Origin of the sequence: Sphingopyxis sp. (assembly GCF_050725655.1) — a bacterium.
In the GTDB taxonomy this organism is placed as follows: domain Bacteria; phylum Pseudomonadota; class Alphaproteobacteria; order Sphingomonadales; family Sphingomonadaceae; genus Sphingopyxis.
This window is the reverse complement of the sequence record NZ_JBOHHT010000109.1, coordinates 1-22,027: the sequence shown is the minus strand read 5'-3', so window position 1 is coordinate 22,027 and position 22,027 is coordinate 1. Positions and strand designations below refer to the sequence as shown.

Genomic DNA, 22,027 nt, shown 5'->3' with positions numbered 1-22,027 from the left:
CCCTTTTTGATGTGATGATTGGTGGCGCGGTGCGCCGCGCCGGATCGGACAGCCGCCAGCTCCGCCCCCCACAGCGCCCTGGCGGCGCTGCGCAGGGACGCAGGATAGCGAGCCAGATCCGACAGGTCGGATTGGGTCAGCAAAGGCATGATATTTCCCCACGCCGGCGCTCGGGTGCCGGACGTCAGACCGCAACGTCTCGCGAGAGGAGGCGCGGCTGGAGATGTTGGGATGCCGCGAGACGAAGCGGGGCGCGGTCGGTCCGCTACCCCGCGCTAGCGCGGCGATGATCTAGTTGATGCTACTACACATATGCATCGCAATACCCCTTCTGGGGGGAACGCAATGCCTGGCGATGTCGCCCGAGCATCACGCGCTTTAGCCGTTGGTAACGCGGAGCAAGCTGCTTCCCGGTCAAAAGCCGCGGGTCGAGGAGAAGAGCCCGCCATTCGGCTCGACCAGCCCCGAATGACAATGTCAACTTAATCGATTGATTTTAGATTCGTCAACGGCGGAGGCCGGTTTTTGCGACGAAGAAAATCTATCGGCGGACAAGCCGCGGCTTATCCGCCGATGATATAGGCGCGGACACGGCGCGTTTAGCGCGGCGCGGCGGGCGTGGTCAGGATCTTGTCATCGGTATCGACGATGAACACCGCGAGCAACGTCGCGGGCTCGGTCTGGCTCGCATTGGCGCTAACATTGTGGAAGTCGCCGGGCAGCTCGGTGAAATTCTCGCCCTTGCGAAAGGTGCGGACGGGCCCGCCGTTGATCTGGTTGAGCACCGCGCCGTCGAGCACGGTCGCATAGATCAGCGCCGAGGGCGCGTGGGTGTGTGCGGCGTTCGACGCGCCGGGTCCATATTCGACAAGCACGCCCTTGACGCTCTTGCCCGGAACATTGGGAAGCTCGTGCTGGTACACGAGCGTGACCTTCGCCGGCTTGGCGGCGGCGGGCGCGGCATGGCCAGCGTGTGCGGTGGCATCGGTTTGCGCGGCTGCGGGCGCCGCGGCCAGGAGCGTACCAGCCAGGAACGAGCCGGCCACGAGCGCGGACAGAGCGCAGGCGGCGATCATGGTCTTCATTTTCGGTCTCCTCGGGTTCGGATGATTCGCAAACCTTAGGGACGCCGTGCGCACGGTTGGAGCACCGAGCCGCGATGAAGCGCCTGTACCATTTGCCGGTGGCCGATCGCGGACGATCAGAAACGTTTGATCGAGAGCACTTCAAAGGTCTGGCGCAGCGTCTCGGTCGACCGGTCATAGTCGCCGAGCGCGAGCGCCGCGATCAGCGCATCGACGACGCAAAGCTGGGCGATCCGGCTCGTCATCGCCTCGGTGCGAAAGCGCGTTTCGCGCGCCATGGTGAAGAGCACGACATCGGCATAAGCCTGGATCGGCGAACGCGCGAAATTGGTGATGACGATCGTCCGTGCACCCGCCTCCTTCGCGAGCCGCGTCGCCGCGACCGTCTCGTGCGTCGCACCGCTGTGCGAAATCGTCAGCACCGCGACGTCGGGGTCGCAGCGCGAGGCGCTGATCGCCTGGATATGGCTGTCGGTGACCACGCGCGCGTCAAGCCCGATGCGCAGCATCCGGTAATGCGTGTCCTCGGCGATCGGCGCCGACGAGCCGATGCCGTAGATTTCGACGCGCTTCGCGGTATGGATCGCAGCCACCGCGCGCGTCAGCGCCTGCGGGTCGAGCACCGAAAGCGAGTCGCGCAGCGCCTGGATGCCCGAATGAAAAACCTTGCGGCAGATCGTCTCCATATCGTCGTCGCGCGCGACATCCTCGTGGATGAACTGCACCGACTGCACCGTCTCGCGCGCCAGGCTGAGCTTCAGATGCTGGAAGCCAGACAGCCCGATCCCGCGACAGAAATTGACGACGCTGCCTTCACTCACCCCGACCGCTTCGGCGAGTTCGGTGATCGACATCCGGACGATCTCCTCGGGCTGCGCGAGGACGTAATCGGCGATGCGCTGCGCGCCCTTCGCCATAGTGCCATGAGCCATTCTCATTCGTTCAAGCGCATTTTCGATCGGCGCCCGATCGTCGCCTGCCGCTTTCGTCGCCCCGCCCTTGTCACTCATCTTACGCATTTCTCCGTCAGAATCTGCATGTCCGCCCCCGCGGGACAGACAAGGCTAGCCGAAATCGCAACAATCCGAAAGTGTGATTTGCTCAATTTTATTTAAATACAAAATTGAGCAAATTTCACTCAACTGTCACACGCCCCCCTTAGCGGAGGCCCCGCACATTGATGCGGTGCAGCATCGAGTCGTGAACACGGCCGCCGCTGCTCCCCCGATGTGCCGGGATTCTTCAAAAGGGGCATGATTGTGCACATCTCTTCCAAAACGCGTGCGGCCATATCTTTTGGCCTATTGCTGTCGACGAGCACGCTGCCATCGGTCGCCTATGCAGCCGTCGATGAGGCGACCGCCGACAGCGCTGATGCCGGTTCGGGCGCGAGTGACGAGATCATCGTCAACGGCACCGCGACCGTCGAAGCCACCCCGCTCGCCGCCGCAGCGGTCGAATATGGCAACGCCGTCCAGATCGTCACCGCCGAAGAGATCGCCGCGACCGGCGCGACCAACTTCGCCGAAATCGCACAATTCCTCATCAAGGGCGCCAACATCGGCTATTCGCCCGACGAAGGCGAATATACGATCCGCCTCGACGGCGGCAGCGACCGCGACACGCTCGTCGTGCTCGACGGCGTGCCGCTCTACGATCGCGGTCCGGCGCTCGAGGATATTTGGGGCTCGACGACGATCGACCCGCACATGATCGAGCGCGCCGAGGTATTTCGCGGCGGCAACAGCCTGTTCTTCGGCAGCAACGGCGGCATCGGCGTGATCAGCCTCGTCACCAAACGCCCCGACGGCACCAGCAAGTTCGAACTCGGCGCGCAGTATGGCGCGTTCAACACGCGCGAAATCTGGGGCAACGCCAGTTTCCCGATCGATCCCGAGGGACGCCACAGCCTGATGGTCTATGGCGGCACGATCCAGACCGACGGCCCGCGCATCTTTGCCCCCGAATCCTATGTCGACAATGTCGCCAAGGCCGGCGGCATCCAGGATTATCCGCTCAACCGCAGCAATATCGGCGTCAAATATCTGTGGAAGGTCGACGACAAGAGCGAATTCCGGGTGAACGGCCAATATACCCAGATCGAATTCCACGATCCCTTCCCCGACGCCGAAACCTTTTCGCCGAACCGCGTCCGCTATCCGATCGTCGACTTCTCGCTCGACCGCCGCTGGTCGGACAATCTCTACACCGAGATCGCGGGCTATTGGAGCAACCCGCGGCTCAACAACACCGAGACTTTCGCCGAAATCTGCAAGACCCCGGCGGGCTGCACCGACCCGACGACGGGCAAGCTCATCCGCTTCGGCGATGCGACCGGCAAGTCGGTCCCCTTCCCCAACAAGGGCTTCGGCAAGGATTCGAAGGTCGGCGGTTTCCGCGAAATGGGGCTGAACGTCCGCAACACGCTGTCGCTCCCGAACATCCTCGAAGTCGTCGCGGGCGTCCAGGTCGTGTCGTACAAGAACGACTCGGACCCCGTGTTCCCGATCTCGAACAAGGCGAACACGATCACCGGCGTCTATGCCGATTTCCGCCCGGTGATCCCGTTCAGCCCCGACACCAAGCTCTCGCTCGCGCTGCGCACCGATTTCGCCGACAGCTTCGGATCGCGGACGATCTGGAAATTCGGTTTCCGTCAGCCGATCGGCGCTTTTTATATCCGCGGCAACGGCGGCACCTCGTACAGTCTGCCGCGCACCAACGAGCTTTACGCCGAAAGCCCGACCCTGATCGGCAATCCCGATCTCAAGACCGAGGAAACCGAAACCTATAATGGCGGCATCGGCTTTTCGCAGAGCTTCGGCAATGTGCAGGTGAATGCCGAGGTCGGCGCATTCCACACCGACGTCACCAACCGCATCCAGACGACGTCGGGCCTGACCCCCAACACCTATTTCAACAACGACCGCATCACCGAAATCCGCGGGCTCACCGCCGAACTCGATATACGCGTCGGCAAGGGTTTTTCGTTCAACGTCAACTACACCAAACAGAAAGCGCGCCTCGACGGCAGCAAGCTGCAGATCAACGAGACCCCCGAATATATGATCGGTGGCAACGTCCGCTGGACCAGCCCCGACGACCGCTTCTCGGTCACGCTCTTCCCGCGTTATCAGGGTCCCGAATATGCGACGGGCGGCGTCAACAGCTCGCTGCGCCACAATTTCGGCAATTATTTCCTGCTCAACGGATCGATCGGATACCGCCTCGGCGACGAGCGCCAGCACCAGATCCAGCTGCGCGTCGTCAACATCTTCGACAAGGAATATGCCGAACGCTACGGCTACGGCAACATGCGCTACAGCTCGGCGTTCATCCGCGGCGAGATAGCGCTCAACAGCCCCGAATATTTCTATGGTTACGAGTTCGAGGGCAAGCCGCGCGCCGTGTACGTCTCCTTCTCGACCACATTCTGATCGGGCCGGTTCGGAGAGTCCGGTTCATGCCGCTGTCACAGCCCCGTCGTAATCGCCCCTCGGTTTTCGGGTCGACGGAGATTGTGTATGCGGCGGTGGATGATTGCGGGCGTGCTGGCGGCGCTATGCGTCGCCGGCCCGGCCTGGCTGGCCCTGTCCCCGTGGTCGGCGTCCCCGCGCTCGGCCCAGCCGCCGCCGCTCCGCGTGCTGCTGATCCCCGCCGACGGCGGGACCGAAAGCGGCACGCTCGCCGACTATCGGCCGATCTTCGACGCGATCGCGCGCAGCACCTCCCTGCGCTTCGACCTCAAGGTCGCGCAATCCTATGGCGGGGTCGTTGAGGCGATGTGCAACAACGCTGCCGATATCGCCTTCGTCGGTTCGGTCACCTATCTCCAGGCGCAAAAGCGCGGCTGCGCCGAACTGCTCGCCGTCGCGGTCAAGGGTGGCCGCTCGGTCTATTATTCGGGGCTGTTCGTCCGCGCCGACTCGCCCGTCCGATCGATCGGCGACCTTCGCGGCCGCCGCGTCGCGTTCGGCGACGTCAATTCGACATCGGCCTTCATCTTCCCCGTCGCAATGTTCCTAGACGCAGGGATCGATCCGGTCCGCGACCTGTCGGCGGTACGCATGACGGGCACCCACGCGAACAGCCTCGCCGCGCTGATCAACGGCGAAGTCGACGCCGCCGCGCTTTCCTTCGACAGCTATGACAAGGCGGTGCGTGCCGATGTCCCCGGCGCGCGCGACCTTCGCGTGATCGCGCGCAGCGAGCCGATTCCCTATCCGCCGCTGATCGCGAATATGCGCCTCGATCCCGCTCTCCGCAACCGGCTGCGCGGCGCGTTCGAGCAGATCAACCACACCGCGGGCGTCACGCCCGAAATGATCCGCGGCTATGGCGGCGCGCGCGTCGACGGCTATGTCGGCCATGTTCCCGCCGACCATTTCGACCCCGCCACGCGCAAGATGGCGCAGGTCACCCCGGCGCTGAAGGACGAAATGCTGCGCAAGGCGGCCGAAAGGCCGACGCGATGATGGACATCGGCATCGCGGACCTCTGCGTTCGCCATACGGGCGGCACCCATGCGCTCGCGGACGTCACGCTCTACATCCCCGCGGGTCAGGTCTGCGCAGTGCTGGGCGCATCGGGCGCGGGCAAATCGACGCTGCTGCGCGCGATCGGCGGGCTTGTCGCCCCAAGCGGCGGGCGCATCCTCTATGACGGCTCCCCCGCCAGCCACGCCGAGCGCCGCCGCCTCGGCCTGATCCCGCAGGATTTCGCGCTGAGCGGACGCGCCAGCGTCGCGCGCAACGTCATGGCGGTCGCCGATATCGGCATCGCGCGGTCGCTCGCCGGTCTTTACCCGCCGGCCGATCGCGCGCGCGCCGCGCAACTGCTCGCGGGTCTCGGGCTCGACGAAGCGCATCTCGCGCGGCGCGCCGACAGTCTTTCGGGCGGACAGCAACAGCGCGTCGCGATCGCGCGCGCGCTGCTCCATCGTCCCGCAATCATTCTTGCCGACGAACCGATTGCCAGCCTCGACCCGGCGACGGGCGAGGCCACCCTCGCGCTGATCCGCGACGAAGCCCGCAGCCTCGGCGCGACTTTGCTCTGCAGCCTGCATCAGCCCGAGCTCGCGCGCCGCTTCGCCGATCGCATCATCATGCTCGACGCGGGGCGCGTGATCTTCGACGGCACGCCCGCGATGCTCGACGGCGAGCGGATCGCGCCGCGAATCCGGGCGGCGGCGCGGTGAGCCCGGCCATGCCTTGGCGCTTCCCTTCGTTGCTCAACGCGCGCGCCGTCGCGCTGCTTGTCGCCGCGCTGCTGACCCTCTGGTACACCGGGCAGCGCGTCGAGATCGGCCGTATGCTCGCGCTCGGCGGCGAGGCGGTGCTGGCGCAGGCGGGCATGGCCGACCGGTCGCAAGTCGCCGACGGGCTCGGATCGACGCTGGCAGAGCTGGTGCCGATCCAATTATCGTCGCGGCGCGAAGTCAGCCGGATCGAGGGTTTCGATCCCGCGCACCTGCCGCCCTTTGCCCATGTCGAATTGGCCCAGACGCGCGTCACCGAACTCAATCCCGAAACGCTGCGCCGCGAAGAGCGCATGGTGCGCACCGCCTGGCTGGTCGAACCGTTCGGTTACGCCTTCCATGTCGCGGCCAAGATGCTCGAAACGCTTGAGATCGCATTGTGGGGCAGCGTGATCGCGGTGCTGATCGGGCTGCCGCTCGCGCTGCTCGGCGCGCGCAACGTCACACCGCACCCGGCGTTGCGGACGGGTTCGCGTTCCACCTCGGCTTTCCTGCGCGCTATCCCCGAACTGATCGCGGCGCTGTTCCTCGTCATCGCCTTCGGCTTCGGACCGACCGCCGGAGTGTTGGCGCTTGGCCTCCATTCGGCAGGTTTCCTCGGCAAATTCTATGCCGACGATGTCGAGGATGCCGATCCGCGGCCGCAGCAAGCGCTCGCGGCGATGGGCGCCGGCCGCCTGACGATCTGGGGCAGTGCGATCGTGCCGCAGGTGCTGCCGCAGCATATCGCCTGCACGCTCTACACCTTCGACCGCAACGTCCGCATGGGCTCGGTGATCGGCCTCGTCGGCGCGGGCGGCATCGGGCAGGAACTCAAGGGCCGCTTCGACCTGTACGAATATGGCCATGTCGGCACGATCCTGATCGCCATCTTCCTCGTCATCCTCGGGCTCGACCTGATCGCGTCGCGCGCGCGCCAAGCGCGGCGCTAACCCTATTTCCCTTTGAACCCGGAGTAGTTTGAATGAGCAATTCGAGACGCGATTTCCTGAAGGCCGCAGGCGTTGCGGGGTCCGCCGCCGCCTTTCACGCCAGCATCGGCCGCGCGCTCGCCATCCCGGCGAAGCGCACGACGGGCACGACGGGCACGATCAAGGACGTCCGCCACATCGTCATCCTGATGCAGGAAAACCGCTCGTTCGATCATTATTTCGGGACGATGAAGGGTGTGCGCGGTTTCGGCGACCGCCACCCGATCCCGCTCGCCGGCGACAAGAATGTCTGGTTCCAGAGCAACGGCGCGCGCGACCTGCCGCCGTTCCACCTCGACACCGCACGCACCAACGCGCTGAAGGTGCCGGGCACCCCGCACAGCTTCTCCGACGCTCAGGCGGCGTGGAACCAGGGCAAGTTCGGCCTCTGGCCCAAGTTCAAGACCGACTATTCGATGGGCTATTACAAGCGCGAGGACATTCCTTTCCAGTTCGCGCTCGCCGAAGCCTTCACCATCTGCGACGCCTATCATTGCTCGATCACCACCGGCACCGATCCCAACCGCATCGTCTTCTGGTCGGGATCCAATTTCGATCCCGGGGTCGCTGCAACGGGCACCAACTGCCGCGACGACAAGTCCGAACCCAATAATTTGCGCTGCTGGATCAAGGGCGCGCTGCCCGAACCCGGCTATACCTACGCCGGCAACGCGCTCGAATGGGCGACGATTCCCGAAGTGCTCGAAGCGGCGGGTGTCGACTGGCGCATCTATCAGGACCCCAACGACAATTGGACCGGCGCGATGCACGGCGGCCTCGCCTTCAAGGGCTTCCGCGACGCGAAGCCGGGCTCGCCGATCTACGAACGCGGAATGTCGCACCATTCGCTCGAAAAGCTCGCCGAGGATGCGAAGAACGGCACGCTGCCCGCGGTGTCATGGGTGCTGCCGCCCAAACAATGGTCCGAACATCCCTCGGCTTCGACCCCGATCGAGGGCGCCGAATTCACCGCATCGGTGCTCAATGCGCTGACCGCCAATCCCGACACATGGGCGGGCACGGTCTTCTTCCAGACATTCGACGAGAATGACGGGCTGTTCGACCATTTCCCGCCTGCCGCGCCGCCCTCCTACAACGCCGACGGCACGCTCGCGGGCAAGGCGACGCTCGCGCTGCCCGGCCATTATTTCGACGATCATGAGGATAAATATCTGTCGCGCGACGACACGATCTCCGGCGGCACGCGCCCGTTCGGCCTAGGCCCGCGCGTGCCGATGTATGTCGTCTCGCCGTGGAGCAAGGGCGGCTGGGTCAGCAGCGAGGTGTTCGACCACACCTCGGTCGGCCAGTTCCTCGAACAGCGTTTCGGCGTCACCATTCCGGCGATCAGCCCGTGGCACCGTTCGGTCTGCGGCGACATGACCTCGTGCTTCGACTTCTCGAAGGGCGCCGATGCGGCCTTCCCCGCGCTGCCCGATGTCAGCGGCTCGACCGCCATCCTCGATACGCACCTCCAGCGCCCGAAAGCGCTGCCGCCGCGCGTGCCGCAGGACCTGTTCCAGGAAAAGGGCATCCGCCGCTCGCGCGCGCTGCCTTATATACTCCACGTCGACGCGCGAATCGACGCGGCCGCCAAGGCGGTCGTGCTCGATTTCATCAACGAGGGTGCGGCGGGCGCGGTGTTCCACGTCTATGACAAGCGCGACCTCGACCGCATCCCGCGCCGCTATACGGTCGAGGCGGGCAAACGGATCGACGATCGCTGGACCGTCGGGACCGACGGAGAATTCGATCTCTGGGTTCTCGGCCCCAACGGCTTCCACCGCGCCTTCCGCGGCACGCTCGGCGAGGCGGCGCGTGCGCCGACAATGACCGCGCGCTACAGCGTCATGCAGCGCGCGCTCGCCCTCGCCTTCGTCAACGACGGCGGCGATGGGCAGGAAGCGAAAATCCTCCGCGACGCCTATGTCCCTTCCGCCGGCAAGACGGTCACGATCGCGAGCCGCGGCAAGGCGGTCGAAGCATGGCCGACGTCGAAGGATCACGACTGGTACGACGTTACCGTCGCGCTGTCGGGCATCGAAGTCCGCCTCGCCGGCCGCATCGAACGCGGCGCGCATGGCATCAGCGATCCGCTGACCGCAGTTTAGCAGGCCATGCCGGGCGCGCCATCGGGCCGCCCGGCGCTTCGCGGACGCTTCAACTTCAGCGATTTAAGGAAAGCTCTGGATGCCCCGCGAGGATTCGAACCTCGATAGGCGGTATCAGAAACCGCAGTCTTACCATTAGACGACAGGGCAGCAGAGGCGGGCGCAATATGATTGGACGGCCGCGCTGTCAAGGCCGGTTCGCCGCTCGAACAAGTCCGCTTGCCCTAGCGCATTTCGCCGCTAGCATCGCCCGCATAACAAGATAGGGGCCGCGCGGCCGCGCGGACACCCGAAGGAGTGGGTTGATGCGTCATGTCGCGATCGTCGGGTCGGGCCCCGCGGGTTATTATACCGCCGAAACATTGCAGAAAGCGGACGATATTGCGGTCGACGTCATCGACCGGCTGCCCGTCCCCTATGGCCTGATCCGCACCGGGGTCGCGCCCGACCACCAATCGATCAAGGCGGTGTCGCGCCGCTACGAGGGCACAGCGCTGACCGATAACGTCCGTTTCGTCGGCCATGTGTCGGTCGGAACCGATGTGACGATCGACGAGCTCGTTGCGCTTTACGACGCCGTCATCCTCGCGACCGGCGCACCCAACGACCGGCCGCTCGATATTCCCGGCGCCGACCTGCCCGGGGTGATCGGCAGCGCCGCCTTCGTCGGCTGGTACAACGGCCATCCAGATTTCGCCGACCTGAACCCGCCGTTGGACGCCCCGGGCGTCGTGGTGATCGGTAACGGCAACGTCGCGCTCGACGTCGCGCGCATCCTCGCCAAGACGCCGGGCGAATTCGCGGGCAGCGACATCGTCGCACACGCGCGCGATGCGCTGGCGCAAAGCGCGGTGCGCCATATCCAGATCCTCGGCCGCCGCGGCCCGCACCAGATCGCGATGACGCCGAAGGAACTCGGCGAGCTCGGCCATCTCGAACGCGCCAGCCCGCGCGTCGACCCCGCCGACCTGCCGCCCGAGGGTGACGATGCCATGCTCGAACCCGGCATGCGCAAGTCGGTAACGCATTTGCGCAGCTTCACCGCCAACCCGGTCGCCAAGCCGGTGACGATCGACTTCGACTTCTTCGCCATGCCGATCGCGATCGAGGGTGACGGACGCGTCCAGCGCGTGATCGTCGAGCGCACGACGCTCGACGCTGACCTGCGCAGTCACGGCACGGGCGAGACCTATGCGCTCGATGCGGGGCTGGTCATCAGTTGCATCGGCTATCAGACCCCGCCGATCCCGGGCGTGCCTTATGAGCATGGCCGCGGCCGCTTCGCGAGCGACGAGGGACGTATCCTGCCTGGTCTCTACGCCGTCGGCTGGGCACGGCGCGGCCCGTCGGGAACGATCGGCACCAACAAGCCCGACGGCGCGCGCATCGGCGAAATGGTGCTGGAAGATATCGGCCGCGGTGGCGGCAAGGCGGGACGCCCCGGGCTCGATGCGCTGCTCGCGAGCCGCAACGTCACCCCCGTCACCTTCCGCGACTGGCGCCGGATCGAAGAGGCCGAGGTTGCGGCCGCGCTCGACGGCCGCCCGCGCGAAAAATTCACCAGCATCGAGACGATGCTGACCGCGCTCGGCCGCTAAAACAGGACCTATGGCGCTTCGGCAAGCAGGGGATCGACCGCCGCCTTGAAGGTGGCGGCCGTGAAGACACCGGCGCGCGCGACGCGCACCACCCCCTTGCGGTCGATGATATAGGTCGACGGCACCGCATTCCCGATCGCGCCATAGCTGCCGTTGATCTTGGCCGCGAGTGGATAGGACAGCGCCGCGGAAAGCTTCTTCAGCTGAAAGGGCGGGACGCTGTCCTCGGTCGTCACCCCGAACATCTCCAACCCCCGCGCCTCGTTCTTCCGGAAATAATCGTGCATCATCGGCATCTCCGCCTTGCACGGCGCGCACCAGGTCGCCCAATAATTGACGATCACCACCTTGCCGCGCAGTTCGGACAATCGCACCTTGCGCTTGGCGAAGGTCGTAAGCGTGAATTCGGGCGCTGCCACGCCGATTTTCGGCGTCGACTTGCTTGCCCCGACAAGAAAAGGCGCCATCAAGGCGACCGCGAATGCCATCCCCCGATGGCGGAATATTTGCCCCTGCATGCCCGGGTTGTAAGAGAGAAAAATGAAACGAGGCAAGACGAAACAACATCGGGCCCGCATTCTGTTTCGCTGGCTGCTCACGCTCGCCTATGCCTATGCGGGCTGGGCGCATCTCACGCGTCCCGCGCCCTTCCTCGCGATCACGCCGCCGTGGGTGCCACAGCCCGAACTGGTCGTCGCCGCAACCGGCGTTGCCGAAATCGCGGGCGCGGTTGGTCTGATGATCCCCGCCACGCGCAAGGCCGCCGGCTGGGGCCTCGCGCTCTATGCGCTGTGCGTCTGGCCCGCGAATGTCCACCATGCGCTCGCCAATGTCGCGATCGGCGGCGAGACTTTAGGCTGGTGGTATCACGGCCCGCGCCTTGCCGCGCAGCCGCTGATCATCTGGTGGGCGCTGTGGGCGGGCGGCGCGACCAACTGGCCGTTTCGCCGCCGCCCCTAGCCCTTATTTCGCGACCGGGGTCTCGATCGGTGGCTGGCCTTTTTGGCTCGCCGCATAGGCTTCGACCGTCTTCAGCACGCGCAGCATATTGCCGCTCGCGATCTTCTCGAGATCAGCCTGGCTGTATCCGCGCTTCGCGAGTTCGGTGAACAGCGCGGGATAACCCGACACATCCTCCATGCCGACCGGCGCCGAATCCATCCCGTCATAGTCGCCGCCGAGCCCGATATGATCGACCCCGATCGTCTTTTTGAGATGATCGATATGCTCGGCGACCTTGGCGACATTGGTCGTTGGCGTCGGATTGGCGGCGTCCCAGCTTTTGAGCGCCGCCTTCTCCGCCGCCGGATCGCCCGGATAGAGCGCCTTCAGCCGCGCCTGCTCGGCAGTGCGCGCCAGCCCCTGCGCGCGGACATCGGCGTCGAGGAAGCCCGGCAGCAGCACGATCATGACGATCCCGCCATTGGCCTTCACCGCAGGCAGCACGCTGTCGGGGACGTTGCGCGGATGCGGATTGATCGCGCGCACACCAGAATGGCTGAACATCACCGGCGCGTGCGAGGTTTCGAGCGCATCCTTCATCGTCGCTTCGCTGACGTGGCTCAGATCGACGATCATCCCGATGCGGTTCATCTCGCGCACCACCTGGCGTCCGAAATCGGTGAGGCCGTCGTGCGCGGGCGCGTCGGTCGCGGCATCGGCCCAGCTCAGATTCTTCGAATGCGTCAGCGTCATGTAACGCGCGCCAAGGTCATACATCTGGCGCAGCACCGCGAGCGACGAGCCGATCGAATGGCCGCCCTCCATGCCGAGCATTCCGGCGATCTCGCCCGCCTTCATCGCCTTTTCGAGTTCGGCCGAGGTCGATGCGAGCGCAAGATCGTTCGGATAGCGGGCGACAAGCCGCTTCATCACGTCGATCTGCTCGATCGTCTGCTGCACCGCCAGTTGCTCGTTCGGGTTGCTCGGTACATAGACCGACCAGAATTGCGCGCCGACATGCCCCTTGCGCAGCCGCATCAGGTCGGTGTGCATCGCGATCTCGGGCGGGGTCGCGTCGGGCCGGGCGGTGTCGGTCGTGTCCTGGAAATCGAAGCTGTTGATCATATTGCCCTCGCGCCCGCGCAGCGCCCACGGCACGTCATTGTGCCCGTCGAACACCGGCGCCTTCTTGAGCGCGGCTTCGGCGGTCGCCTCGGGCGATTTCTGCGCCGTGGCAGGGGTGGAGATCAGGGCGAATGCGGCGAGGCCGGCGAGCAGGATGGGCTTTGTCATGGCGCGCGACCTTAAGTGCTTGTTGCCGCAGTGCAAGCCCGACTTGACGCCCCCACTTGACCGGCGCGTCAACGCCGCGCAGCATCGGCCCATGACAGCCTTCGATGACTGGCGCGCAAGATCGCCCTATTATGACGAAACCCACGAAGCGCTGGCGCAAAGCGTCCGCCGCTTCGTCGCGCGCGAGATCGCGCCGCACATCGACCGCTGGGAGGCCGAAGGCGAGCTGCCGCGCGCACTGCACAAAAAGGCGGCCGAGGCGGGCATCCTCGGCCTGCGCTATCCCGAACAATATGGCGGGCACAGCGAGGGCTTCGACAATTTCCACGGCCTCGTGCTGACCGAGGAACTCGCCGCGGTTGGCGCGGGCGGCCTCGGCGCCTCGCTGATGACGCACGGCATCGGCCTGCCCCCGATCCTCGCCTTGGGTTCCGAAGAATTGAAGCAGCGTGTCGCGCCGCCCGTGCTCGCGGGCGACAGGATCATCGCGCTCGGCATCACCGAGGCGGGCGGCGGCAGCGACGTCGCGAACCTCAAGACGACGGCGGTCCGCGCCAATGATTCCGGGGGCGACCACTATATCGTCAACGGCGGCAAGATGTTCATCACCAGCGGCATGCGCGCCGACTGGCTGACCTGCGCCGTCCGCACCGGCGGGCCGGGCGCGGCAGGCATTTCGCTGCTCCTGATCGACATGGACAGCCCCGGCGTCGAACGCTCGCGGCTCGACAAGATGGGCTGGCGCTGCAGCGACACCGCCGCGATCCATTTCGATGGCGTCCGCGTCCCGGCGGAAAACCTGATCGGCCCGGAGAACGCCGGCTTCATCGGCATCATGCGCAATTTCAACAGCGAGCGGCTCGGCATGGCAATGGGCTGCTGCGCCTACGCGCGCGTCGCGATGGCCGAGGCGGCCGAATGGGCGCAGAACCGCGAGACGTTCGGCAAGCCGCTCGTCGGCCACCAGTCGATCCGCATCAAACTCGCCGACATGGAGCGCCAGATCGAAGCGACGCAGGCGTGGGTCGACCTCGCCGCGTGGCAGGTCAAGAACGACAAGGCCCGCCCCGCCGACTTCGCAATGCTCAAGGTCCAGGCGACGCGGATGCTGGAGGCCGTCGCGCGCGAGGCCGCACAGGTCCTCGGCGGCGCGAGCTATATCACCGGCAGCAAGGTCGAACGCATCTACCGCGAAGTCCGCGTCAATGCGATTGGTGGGGGGAGCGAGGAAATCATGCTCGACCTTGCGGGGCGGCAGTTGTTTGGAGGAAAGAAGTGAACGAAATCGCCCGAAGCTGGCCCGCCGAAGCCGAAACCCTCCTCCCCGACCTCGTCGACCTCCGCCGCGCGATCCATCGCGAGCCCGAACTCGGGCTGCAGAACCCGAAAACGCTCGCGAAGATCAAGGATGCACTCGCCGGGCTGCCGCTCGAGTTTCGCGAGGGGCCGTCGACCACCGGCCTGATCGCCATCCTGCGCGGCCCTGCGAACGGGCGCACCGTGTTGCTGCGCGGCGACATGGATGCGCTGCCTTTGCTTGAGGATACCGGGCTCGATTTCACGTCGGAGATCGCCGGGGCGATGCACGCATGCGGGCACGATACGCATGTCGCGATGCTCGTCGGCGCGGCGAAGCTGCTCTGCGCGGCGCAGGATCGTCTGCCCGGCACCGTGATATTCATGTTCCAGCCGGGCGAGGAGGGCCATCATGGCGCGCGCTTCATGCTGGAGGACGGGATCATCGACCCGCTGCCCGATGCGGCTTTCGCGCTTCACATCATGCCGAACGCGCCGCACGGGATTTTCGCGGGGCGCGCGGGGCCTCTGCTCGCCTCGTCCGATGTCCTCTCGATCATAGTCAAGGGCGCGGGCGGCCACGCCTCGATGCCGCACGACAGCATCGACCCGATCCCCGTCGCCTGCGCAATCGTCACCGCGATCCAGACGATGGTCACGCGCCGCATCTCGGTGTTCGACCCCGCGGTCGTCACCATCGCGAAGATCGCCGCAGGAACGACGAACAACATCATCCCAGAAACCGCCGAAATGCTTGGTACGATCCGCACGCTGTCGCCCGAGCGCCACACGATGGTCGCGCGCGAGCTGAAGCGCCTCGCCCCCGCGATCGCCGAGGCGCATGGCTGCACCGCCGAGGTGCAGATCGAGGAAGGCTTTCCCGTCACCATCTGCGACAGCCGTGCGGTCGCGTTTGGCCAGTCGGTGGTCGAGGAGACCTTCGGCGAGGAAGCCTGGCTGACGATGGACAATCCGGTGATGGGCGCAGAGGATTTCTCCTATGTGCTCGAAAAAGTGCCCGGCGCGATGTTCTGGCTCGGCGCGAGCGAGGCGGGCAGCGACTGGCGGCAGTGCTGCGGACTCCACAGTAATCATATGGTGCTCGACGAAAGTGTGATGGCGCGCGGCGCCGCCTTGCATGCCGCGCTCGCCGAACGCTTCCTCAATGAAGGATTCAATGCATGATCAACATCATCGGCGCGATCCTCTCGGGCCTGATCATCGGTGCGCTCGCGCGCTTCTTCTATCCCGGCGCGGTCGAGATGGGGTGGATCGCGACGATCCTGCTCGGCATCGGCGGTTCGCTCCTCGCCGGTCTCGCGACATCGCGCGGCCGCGGCGACTTCAGCCGCGCGGGCTGCCTCGCCTCGGTGATCGGCGCGATCGTGCTGATCCTTGTCGGGCGCTTGCTCGGCGTCGGCGGCTAATTGCCCGCCGCGGCGAGCCAGTCGTTCAGTTCGCGCAACCCCGGGCCGGGCGTACAGCCGCCGACGCGGCGGAGTACGCACGACGGCGCGTCGGTAACGCCGGGCGGCGCGCAGGCTTCGAGGCGGTAGGCAGCGGGAAGCTCATCCTTATGCTTCGGGCCGGTCAGTACGACGTCGAACGCCGCGGTGTGCCGCGCTGCCTCTGCGGGTGACGTCAGGACATAGATCGGCGTGGCGCGGCGGTAGAGCGCGTAGCTGCCCGCCACCGTCCCGCGCGGGCGATAGAGCGCGAGCCCGCAGGTCTTTGCGGGACGCCCGGCGCGTTCGAGCGCATCGGCGAGCCCCGCCTCCATCGACCAGTTCGGCCGGAAATTCGCGGCCGCGAGCGCGGCCGAACCGCCCGCCCACATGGCCATCGCGCCTGCGGCCGCGATCATCAGGCGCCGGCGCGGCACCCGACGCAACAGATCGGCGGTGCCGATCGCCGCAAGGATGACGAGCAAGGCCGCGGTGAGCAACACGAAGCGATACTCCTTGTGCCCGATCAGCGAGTGGAACAGCAGGTGTACCGCGGCCATCCAGAACAGTAGCGGATAGCGCTTCGCCCCGAGCCAGGCGAGCAGCACGAGCGGCACCAGCGCGACATGCCAGTAAAGCCCGAACAGCCCCAGATAGCCGGTTACCGGCGAGGTCCCATAGGCCGCGGCGCGATTTTCGACGATGTTGATGCGCACCGATTCGACCGCCCACTGGAACGGCACCGCCCCCATTGCGAGATTGGCCGCGGCGTCGATGCCGAGCGCGACGAGCCCGCCCGCGATCAGCGGCGTCCATGCGCTGCGCCCGTCGCGCTTCGCAGTAAAGATCGCGAGGACGAGCAGCGCGGGCGCGTAATGGATGCGCGCGACGAAGCTCAATCCCATCAACAGCCCCGCGACCGCGAATTGTCGCGGTCCCGGCGGCGGCCGCCGCGCGACGAGCAGCCAGACCGCGCCCATCAGCGGCGCAAGCCCGATCGGTTCGGCGAGAGCGCGCGGCGCAAAGAAAATCAGCTCGAACCAGATCGCCGCGACGAACCCCGCCATCGCCCCGTGCAACCGCGACAATTTGAGCCCAAGCGCGGTCGCCGCGCCGACCACTACCAGCGACAAGGCGGCGAGCGTCAGCCGCACCAGCGTCAGGTGGAATGTCGTCTCGGGCGCCAGCGCATGCCCCGCGCCCATCGGCAGCGCGAGCAGTTCGGGGATCAGCCAGCTGCGGATGCCCGAGCGATAATCCCAGGTCTGCACCCACGGCCCTTCGACCAGGTGCCATGCGGGCTCCAGATATTGCCAGATCTCGTCGAACCAGCCGACGGTGAAGGGGATCGACGCCGCCGCACGCAACATAGCGGCGAGCAGAATCGCGCCCCAGAAGATCTGGCGCTCGCTGATTGCCGCGCCCCGCGTCATTCGGTCATCGCTTCCACCGTCGCGTGCGGATATTGGATGAACTCGCGATAGAGCCGGTAATGCGACGTGTCTTCGAGCCGCGCCGGCTCGATGCCGAGCGGGCTGATCTGCCACAGGTCCGCGTCGGGCAGCGCCATCAGGATCGGCGAGTGGGTTGCCATGATCACCTGACTGTTGTTCGCGTGCTGAATGCGGCGAAGCAGCTTGAGGAAATCGAACTGGCGCGACGGCGAGAGCGCCGATTCGGGCTCGTCGAAAATATAGATGCCCTGTTGATCGGCACGCTCTTCGAAAAAACCCAGAAACCCTTCGCCGTGCGACCAGGACAGATAATCGGGCCGCCCTGCGCCAACGTCATAGGCGGCCTGATCGACGTAGCGCGCCAGGGTGAAGAAGGTTTCGGCGCGGAAAAAGAAGCCTTTGCCGATCTTGGGGAGCCACGCGGCACGAAGGGCATCGGCCAATATGCCGCCATCACTTCCCGAGATGTCCGACCGCTCGACGGCCATATGGCCATAGCCGCCCCCGCCCTCGCTGAATCCGGCCAGCACCGCGATCGCCTCGAGCAACGTCGATTTGCCCGATCCGTTCTCGCCCACCAGGATCGTGACGGGTTTCTCGAACCGGATTTCGAACCCCGGATCGCCGAATAGCGGGATATTGAAGGGGTATTGATCTCGATCGACCCCGGGCGCGTCCGCGTCCGGGGCTGGCTCCCGCATCCACACCCGCCGCAGATAGGGCGGCGGAAGCTTCGTCCGCGATCCTTTAGCCACCGATCACGGCACCAGCACCGTATCGACCGCCTGTGGCAGGAGGTCGGGGTAATCGAGCGTATAGTGCAGCCCGCGGCTTTCCTTGCGGTGGAGCGCGCTGCGGACGATCAGTTCGGCGCATTGCAGCAGGTTGCGCAGCTCGATCAGGTCGGTCGTGACGCGGAAATGGCCGTAATAATCCTCGACCTCGTGCGTCATCATGTCGATGCGGTGCCGCGCGCGCTCCAGCCTTTTGGTCGTGCGCACGATGCCGACATAATTCCACATGAAGCGGCGGATCTCGGTCCAGTTCTGCTTGATGACGACCTCTTCGTCGGAGTCGGTGACGCGGCTCGCGTCCCACGGCCGGATCGCGGGCGGCGTGTCGAGCTGGTCCCAGCACTGGATGATATGCTTCGCCGCCGCCTCGCCGAACACGAAACATTCGAGCAGCGAGTTCGACGCGAGGCGATTGGCGCCGTGGAGCCCGCTCTCGGTGCATTCGCCCGCCGCATAGAGCCCCGGCAGGTCGGTGCGCCCGTCGAGGTCGATCAACACCCCGCCGCACGTATAATGCTGCGCGGGGACCACCGGGATCGGCTGTTTCGTCATGTCGATGCCGAGCGTCAACAGCTTTTCATAGATGTTCGGGAAATGGCCGGCGACGAAATCGGGATCCTGGTGGCTGATGTCGAGATGGACATAGTCGAGCCCCGACCGTTTGATCTGGTCATCGTTCGCGCGCGCGACGACATCGCGCGGCGCGAGTTCGGCACGCGCGTCATAATCGGGCATATAGCGGTGGCCGGTGACGGGGTGCTTCAATATGCCGCCCTCGCCGCGCACCGCCTCGGTGATCAGGAAATTCTTGACGTCGAGATTATAGAGGCAGGTCGGGTGGAACTGCATCATTTCCATGTTCGACACGCGGCAGCCGGCGCGCCATGCCATCGCGATGCCGTCGCCGGTCGCGCCTCTGGGAGCCGTCGAGAATTGATACACACGCCCCGCCCCGCCGCTCGCGAGGATCGTCGCGCGGCCGACATGCGCGTGCACCTTGCCGCTCTTTTCATCGAGCGCATAGACGCCCCACACGCGCCCCGACCCCGAATAGCGCGCCTCGTGCCGGCCGGTGATCAGGTCGATGCACGCCTGTCCCGGCAGCAAGGTGATATTCGGATGCGCCTCGGCGGTCTTGAGCAGCGCGGCCTGCACCGCCCAGCCGGTCGCGTCGTCGACATGAACGATGCGGCGGTGCGAATGCCCGCCTTCGCGCGTCAGGTGCAGCGCCTCGGCTTGCTTGTTGAACGGCACCCCCATTTCGACGAGCCGCTCGATCGCGTGCGGCGCATTCTCTATGACGAATTCGACCGTATCGCGCCGGTTGAGCCCGCCGCCCGCGATCATCGTGTCCTCGATATGATTTTCGAAGGTGTCCCCCGCATCGAGTACCGCCGCGATCCCGCCCTGCGCCCACGCGGTCGACCCGCCGGTGAGCTCGCCCTTCGCGAGCACGAGCACGCGGCAATGATCGGCGAGCGCGATGGCGGCGGTCAGCCCCGCGGCGCCTGAGCCGACGATGATGACGTCGTGGGTGGTCGTTTCGGTCATTGTTTTCCTCCCCTCCCGCAGGCGGGAGGGGCCGGGGGTGGGCCCGAATTCAACGCCGCCGCAATCGTCATCAACACACCTTCCAGATTCGACATGGCATCCGCATTTGAGAAACGCAGCGTCCGATAGCCCTGCTCGCAAAGATAAGCATCGCGGCGACGATCTTGTTCCTGGCGCGCATCATGCGACCTGCCGTCGAGTTCGACGACGAGCTTCGCTTCGCGGCATAGAAAATCCGCTACATAAGGACCGATCGGCATTTGACGGCTGAATTTCCAGCCTTCAAGCTGGCGCTTGGAGATAGCCCGCCAAAGCGTTCGTTCCGGCGGCGTCGCTTCACGACGAAGCTTCTGCGCCTTTGGCGTTTCGCGTGGACCGAACTTCCGTACAGGCCCACCCCCGACCCCTCCCGCCTGCGGGAGGGGAGAAGAGGGGACGCCCTCACCCATTCGTGGCGCGCGTCAAATTCAGGAACACATCTTCGAGGTCGGCCTCGCGCGTCGACACGTCGACGATGCCATGCCCCATCGCATTCACCGCGGCGAGCACTTCGCCCGCGTTCATCCGGTCCTTGTTGTAACTGATTGCCAGCCCGCGTTCGCCCTCGCGCTCGACCTTGTCGAAGGCGGGGTGCGTCGGCAGCTCGGTGACTTCCTGGTCGAGCGTTACGACGACGATCTTTTCGCGCGCCATGTCGAGCAATTCGCGCGTCGGCTTGTTCGCGATCAGTCTGCCATGGTTGATGATCGCGATCCGGTCGCAAAGCTCCTCGGCCTCTTCGAGATAATGCGTCGTCAATACCACCGTGACGCCGCGATCGTTGAGCGACTGCACATAGGACCAGAGCTGCTGCCGCAGTTCGATGTCGACCCCCGCGGTCGGTTCGTCGAGTATGATGATCGGCGGCGAATGCACCATCGCCTTGGCGACGAGCAACCGGCGCTTCATGCCCCCCGACAGCGTGCGCGCATAGGCGTCGCGCTTGTCCGACAGATGCACCGCGGCGAGCAGTTCGTCCGAAATGCGCTTCGCCTTCGGCACGCCGTACAGCCCCGCCTGATTTTCGAGCGTCTCATACGGCGTAAAAAACGGATCGAAGACGATTTCCTGCGGCACGATGCCGATCGAATATTTGGCGTTGCGCGGGTCGGCGTCGATGTCGAAGCCCCAGATGCTCGCCGACCCGCCGGTCTTATTGACCAGCCCGGCAAGGATGTTGATCAGCGTCGACTTGCCCGCGCCGTTCGGCCCGAGCAGCCCGAAGATCTGGCCGCGCGGCACGTCGAAACTGACATTGTCGAGCGCCTGCTTGCCGCCGGCATAGAGTTTGGAGACGGCGTCGATGCGGATAGCGGCTTCACTCATGGCCGCCTCCATAGCCGCGCACTCCAGCCTGCGAAAGCCCGCTAATTCTTCCTCAGCACCGCATTAACGCTAAATTCGAAACTCACCGCTAGAGCAGCGAGTGTGAGGACCAGCCACATCATTTGCCCGCTGCCGATGCAGCGCGGCCTAGCCATCTTTGCGCTCCTGATCGCACCCGCCGCCGCTTCGCCGGCGCTGGCGCAAGGCAGCGCGCAGAGCGAGGCCGAAGCGATCGTGCTTCGCCCGCTTTCTTTCTTCAAGGTCAACGACCTCGATTTCGGCAGCATCATCGCGTCGGGAACATCGGGAACGGTGCGGCTTGCTCCCGACGGCACGCGTAGCCGCACCGGCGGGGTAACGCTCGCTGGCGGCGGCGGCGAGCCTGCCCGCTTTGCCGGGCTCGGAACCCCGAATCGCCAGGTCAATATTTCGCTCGGATCGAACAGTATCTGGATCACCGGGCCGGGGGTGCGAATGCGCGTGCGCGATTTCGAGATCGGCAGCACCCCGACCGCGATCCTGTCGACCTCGCCGACGCGTTTTCGTATCACCTCGCCGCTCGGCAATTATAATTTCCCGGTCGGCGGTACGCTCGAAGTCGGCGCCAACCAGGCGCCGGGCGACTACAGCGGCACGTTCACGATCACGCTCAACTATCTTTAGGGCCTTCCGTGGGGGGAAGGACGGCACCGGGGACCATCTGCGCCCGAAAGGCCGCTTGCCGGTGCCGTCAAGACCCCAGTTTAATCCTCCCTGTCGCGCAGCGATGGGGCGGGGGACCATCCGCAGGATGGTGGAGGGGCCGCAACGTTGCGCCATTAGCCCCTCCGTCAGCGCTACGCGCTGCCACCTCCCCATCGCTGCG

The 22,027-nt window shown here is 65.6% G+C and carries 20 protein-coding genes and 1 tRNA gene; 11 read left to right on the top strand and 10 right to left on the bottom strand.

Translation table 11 applies throughout. The annotated features are described in order from the left end of the window. Window positions 1-599: 599 nt before the first annotated feature. Window positions 600-1,085, bottom strand: coding sequence for a cupin domain-containing protein (locus ACREBX_RS16370; RefSeq protein ID WP_431562801.1), 486 nt, complete (start codon window positions 1,083-1,085; stop codon window positions 600-602). A 116-nt stretch (window positions 1,086-1,201) separates the two neighbouring features. Further along, entirely contained in the window at window positions 1,202-2,095 is an 894-nt protein-coding gene (locus ACREBX_RS16365) for a MurR/RpiR family transcriptional regulator (protein WP_431562800.1), read from the bottom strand. 249 nt (window positions 2,096-2,344) lie between these two features. On the opposite strand from ACREBX_RS16365, the gene ACREBX_RS16360 reads away from it, so the two are divergent. The 5 genes from ACREBX_RS16360 to ACREBX_RS16340 all read left to right on the top strand — a co-directional run bounded on the left by ACREBX_RS16360 (window position 2,345) and on the right by ACREBX_RS16340 (window position 9,424). Beyond that, the gene (locus tag ACREBX_RS16360) at window positions 2,345-4,522 is read left to right on the top strand and encodes a TonB-dependent receptor plug domain-containing protein (RefSeq protein WP_431562799.1); all 2,178 of its coding nucleotides are present in this window, start codon (window positions 2,345-2,347) and stop codon (window positions 4,520-4,522) included. 87 nt (window positions 4,523-4,609) lie between these two features. Then, window positions 4,610-5,560: a phosphate/phosphite/phosphonate ABC transporter substrate-binding protein gene (locus ACREBX_RS16355; RefSeq protein ID WP_431562798.1), complete on the top strand. Its 951-nt coding sequence runs from the start codon at window positions 4,610-4,612 to the stop codon at window positions 5,558-5,560. Next, window positions 5,557-6,282, top strand: a complete 726-nt coding sequence (locus ACREBX_RS16350; protein ID WP_431562797.1) for a phosphonate ABC transporter ATP-binding protein — start codon at window positions 5,557-5,559, stop codon at window positions 6,280-6,282. The genes ACREBX_RS16355 and ACREBX_RS16350 overlap by 4 nt, the downstream gene beginning before the upstream one ends. Window positions 6,283-6,290: 8 nt before the next feature. After that, window positions 6,291-7,274, top strand: a complete 984-nt coding sequence (phnE, locus tag ACREBX_RS16345; RefSeq protein WP_431562796.1) for a phosphonate ABC transporter, permease protein PhnE — start codon at window positions 6,291-6,293, stop codon at window positions 7,272-7,274. Between the two features lie 32 nt (window positions 7,275-7,306). Further along, a complete protein-coding gene (locus ACREBX_RS16340; protein ID WP_431562795.1) occupies window positions 7,307-9,424 on the top strand; it encodes a phosphocholine-specific phospholipase C in 2,118 nt (705 codons plus the stop codon). A gap of 76 nt (window positions 9,425-9,500) precedes the next feature. Here the strand turns inward: ACREBX_RS16340 and ACREBX_RS16335 are convergent. Then, window positions 9,501-9,574 (bottom strand) — tRNA-Gln (locus tag ACREBX_RS16335). Between the two features lie 155 nt (window positions 9,575-9,729). Between ACREBX_RS16335 and ACREBX_RS16330 the strand changes: the two genes are divergently transcribed. Next, on the top strand, window positions 9,730-11,022 hold the full coding sequence (locus ACREBX_RS16330) for an FAD-dependent oxidoreductase (protein ID WP_431562794.1): 1,293 nt from the start codon (window positions 9,730-9,732) through the stop codon (window positions 11,020-11,022). Between the two features lie 8 nt (window positions 11,023-11,030). On the opposite strand, the gene ACREBX_RS16325 is transcribed toward ACREBX_RS16330, so the two are convergent. Further along, complete coding sequence (locus tag ACREBX_RS16325; RefSeq protein WP_431562793.1) at window positions 11,031-11,489, bottom strand: TlpA family protein disulfide reductase; 459 nt, start codon at window positions 11,487-11,489, stop codon at window positions 11,031-11,033. Between the two features lie 73 nt (window positions 11,490-11,562). On the opposite strand from ACREBX_RS16325, the gene ACREBX_RS16320 reads away from it, so the two are divergent. Then, window positions 11,563-11,982 (top strand): DoxX family protein, encoded by a 420-nt coding sequence (locus tag ACREBX_RS16320; RefSeq protein WP_431562792.1) that lies wholly within the window; start codon window positions 11,563-11,565, stop codon window positions 11,980-11,982. 3 nt (window positions 11,983-11,985) lie between these two features. Here ACREBX_RS16320 and ACREBX_RS16315 read toward each other — a convergent pair whose 3' ends face one another. Continuing rightward, the gene (locus ACREBX_RS16315) at window positions 11,986-13,257 is read right to left on the bottom strand and encodes a dipeptidase (RefSeq protein ID WP_431562791.1); all 1,272 of its coding nucleotides are present in this window, start codon (window positions 13,255-13,257) and stop codon (window positions 11,986-11,988) included. Between the two features lie 91 nt (window positions 13,258-13,348). Here ACREBX_RS16315 and ACREBX_RS16310 point away from each other — a divergent pair, with 91 nt between their 5' ends. From ACREBX_RS16310 to ACREBX_RS16300, 3 genes are read left to right on the top strand one after another with little or no spacing between them, the layout of a single operon-like run. After that, window positions 13,349-14,536, top strand: coding sequence for an acyl-CoA dehydrogenase family protein (locus tag ACREBX_RS16310; protein WP_431562790.1), 1,188 nt, complete (start codon window positions 13,349-13,351; stop codon window positions 14,534-14,536). A 5-nt stretch (window positions 14,537-14,541) separates the two neighbouring features. Then, on the top strand, window positions 14,542-15,738 hold the full coding sequence (locus ACREBX_RS16305; RefSeq protein ID WP_431562830.1) for a M20 metallopeptidase family protein: 1,197 nt from the start codon (window positions 14,542-14,544) through the stop codon (window positions 15,736-15,738). Next, the gene (locus ACREBX_RS16300) at window positions 15,735-15,980 is read left to right on the top strand and encodes a GlsB/YeaQ/YmgE family stress response membrane protein (RefSeq protein WP_431562789.1); all 246 of its coding nucleotides are present in this window, start codon (window positions 15,735-15,737) and stop codon (window positions 15,978-15,980) included. Before ACREBX_RS16305 ends, ACREBX_RS16300 begins: the two co-directional genes overlap by 4 nt. Here the strand turns inward: ACREBX_RS16300 and ACREBX_RS16295 are convergent. From ACREBX_RS16295 to ACREBX_RS16275, 5 genes are read right to left on the bottom strand one after another with little or no spacing between them, the layout of a single operon-like run. After that, window positions 15,977-17,431, bottom strand: a complete 1,455-nt coding sequence (locus ACREBX_RS16295; protein ID WP_431562788.1) for a hypothetical protein — start codon at window positions 17,429-17,431, stop codon at window positions 15,977-15,979. The two genes, ACREBX_RS16300 and ACREBX_RS16295, sit on opposite strands and share 4 nt — an antisense overlap. Continuing rightward, window positions 17,428-18,153 (bottom strand): AAA family ATPase, encoded by a 726-nt coding sequence (locus ACREBX_RS16290; RefSeq protein ID WP_431562787.1) that lies wholly within the window; start codon window positions 18,151-18,153, stop codon window positions 17,428-17,430. The genes ACREBX_RS16295 and ACREBX_RS16290 overlap by 4 nt, the downstream gene beginning before the upstream one ends. A 57-nt stretch (window positions 18,154-18,210) precedes the next feature. After that, window positions 18,211-19,797, bottom strand: a complete 1,587-nt coding sequence (nadB, locus tag ACREBX_RS16285; RefSeq protein ID WP_431562786.1) for an L-aspartate oxidase — start codon at window positions 19,795-19,797, stop codon at window positions 18,211-18,213. Continuing rightward, window positions 19,794-20,246: an endonuclease domain-containing protein gene (locus tag ACREBX_RS16280; RefSeq protein WP_431562785.1), complete on the bottom strand. Its 453-nt coding sequence runs from the start codon at window positions 20,244-20,246 to the stop codon at window positions 19,794-19,796. The genes nadB and ACREBX_RS16280 overlap by 4 nt, the downstream gene beginning before the upstream one ends. Then, window positions 20,239-21,162, bottom strand: coding sequence for an ABC transporter ATP-binding protein (locus ACREBX_RS16275; RefSeq protein WP_431562784.1), 924 nt, complete (start codon window positions 21,160-21,162; stop codon window positions 20,239-20,241). Before ACREBX_RS16275 ends, ACREBX_RS16280 begins: the two co-directional genes overlap by 8 nt. Before the next feature lie 102 nt (window positions 21,163-21,264). Between ACREBX_RS16275 and ACREBX_RS16270 the strand changes: the two genes are divergently transcribed. Beyond that, window positions 21,265-21,825, top strand: coding sequence for a DUF4402 domain-containing protein (locus ACREBX_RS16270; RefSeq protein WP_431562783.1), 561 nt, complete (start codon window positions 21,265-21,267; stop codon window positions 21,823-21,825). The last annotated feature ends 202 nt before the right edge of the window (window positions 21,826-22,027 follow it).

Bases quoted from the DNA above. Each gene is read 5' to 3' on its own strand.
- ACREBX_RS16370 (WP_431562801.1), bottom strand. From the start codon at position 1,085: ATGAAGACCATGATCGCCGCCTGCGCTCTGTCCGCGCTCGTGGCCGGC.
- ACREBX_RS16365 (WP_431562800.1), bottom strand. From the start codon at position 2,095: ATGAGTGACAAGGGCGGGGCGACGAAAGCGGCAGGCGACGATCGGGCG.
- ACREBX_RS16355 (WP_431562798.1), top strand. From the start codon at position 4,610: ATGCGGCGGTGGATGATTGCGGGCGTGCTGGCGGCGCTATGCGTCGCC.
- ACREBX_RS16350 (WP_431562797.1), top strand. From the start codon at position 5,557: ATGATGGACATCGGCATCGCGGACCTCTGCGTTCGCCATACGGGCGGC.
- phnE (WP_431562796.1), top strand. From the start codon at position 6,291: ATGCCTTGGCGCTTCCCTTCGTTGCTCAACGCGCGCGCCGTCGCGCTG.
- ACREBX_RS16340 (WP_431562795.1), top strand. From the start codon at position 7,307: ATGAGCAATTCGAGACGCGATTTCCTGAAGGCCGCAGGCGTTGCGGGG.
- ACREBX_RS16330 (WP_431562794.1), top strand. From the start codon at position 9,730: ATGCGTCATGTCGCGATCGTCGGGTCGGGCCCCGCGGGTTATTATACC.
- ACREBX_RS16325 (WP_431562793.1), bottom strand. From the start codon at position 11,489: ATGGCGCCTTTTCTTGTCGGGGCAAGCAAGTCGACGCCGAAAATCGGC.
- ACREBX_RS16320 (WP_431562792.1), top strand. From the start codon at position 11,563: ATGAAACGAGGCAAGACGAAACAACATCGGGCCCGCATTCTGTTTCGC.
- ACREBX_RS16315 (WP_431562791.1), bottom strand. From the start codon at position 13,257: ATGACAAAGCCCATCCTGCTCGCCGGCCTCGCCGCATTCGCCCTGATC.
- ACREBX_RS16310 (WP_431562790.1), top strand. From the start codon at position 13,349: ATGACAGCCTTCGATGACTGGCGCGCAAGATCGCCCTATTATGACGAA.
- ACREBX_RS16300 (WP_431562789.1), top strand. From the start codon at position 15,735: ATGATCAACATCATCGGCGCGATCCTCTCGGGCCTGATCATCGGTGCG.
- ACREBX_RS16295 (WP_431562788.1), bottom strand. From the start codon at position 17,431: ATGACGCGGGGCGCGGCAATCAGCGAGCGCCAGATCTTCTGGGGCGCG.
- ACREBX_RS16290 (WP_431562787.1), bottom strand. From the start codon at position 18,153: ATGCGGGAGCCAGCCCCGGACGCGGACGCGCCCGGGGTCGATCGAGAT.
- nadB (WP_431562786.1), bottom strand. From the start codon at position 19,797: ATGACCGAAACGACCACCCACGACGTCATCATCGTCGGCTCAGGCGCC.
- ACREBX_RS16280 (WP_431562785.1), bottom strand. From the start codon at position 20,246: ATGGGTGAGGGCGTCCCCTCTTCTCCCCTCCCGCAGGCGGGAGGGGTC.
- ACREBX_RS16275 (WP_431562784.1), bottom strand. From the start codon at position 21,162: ATGAGTGAAGCCGCTATCCGCATCGACGCCGTCTCCAAACTCTATGCC.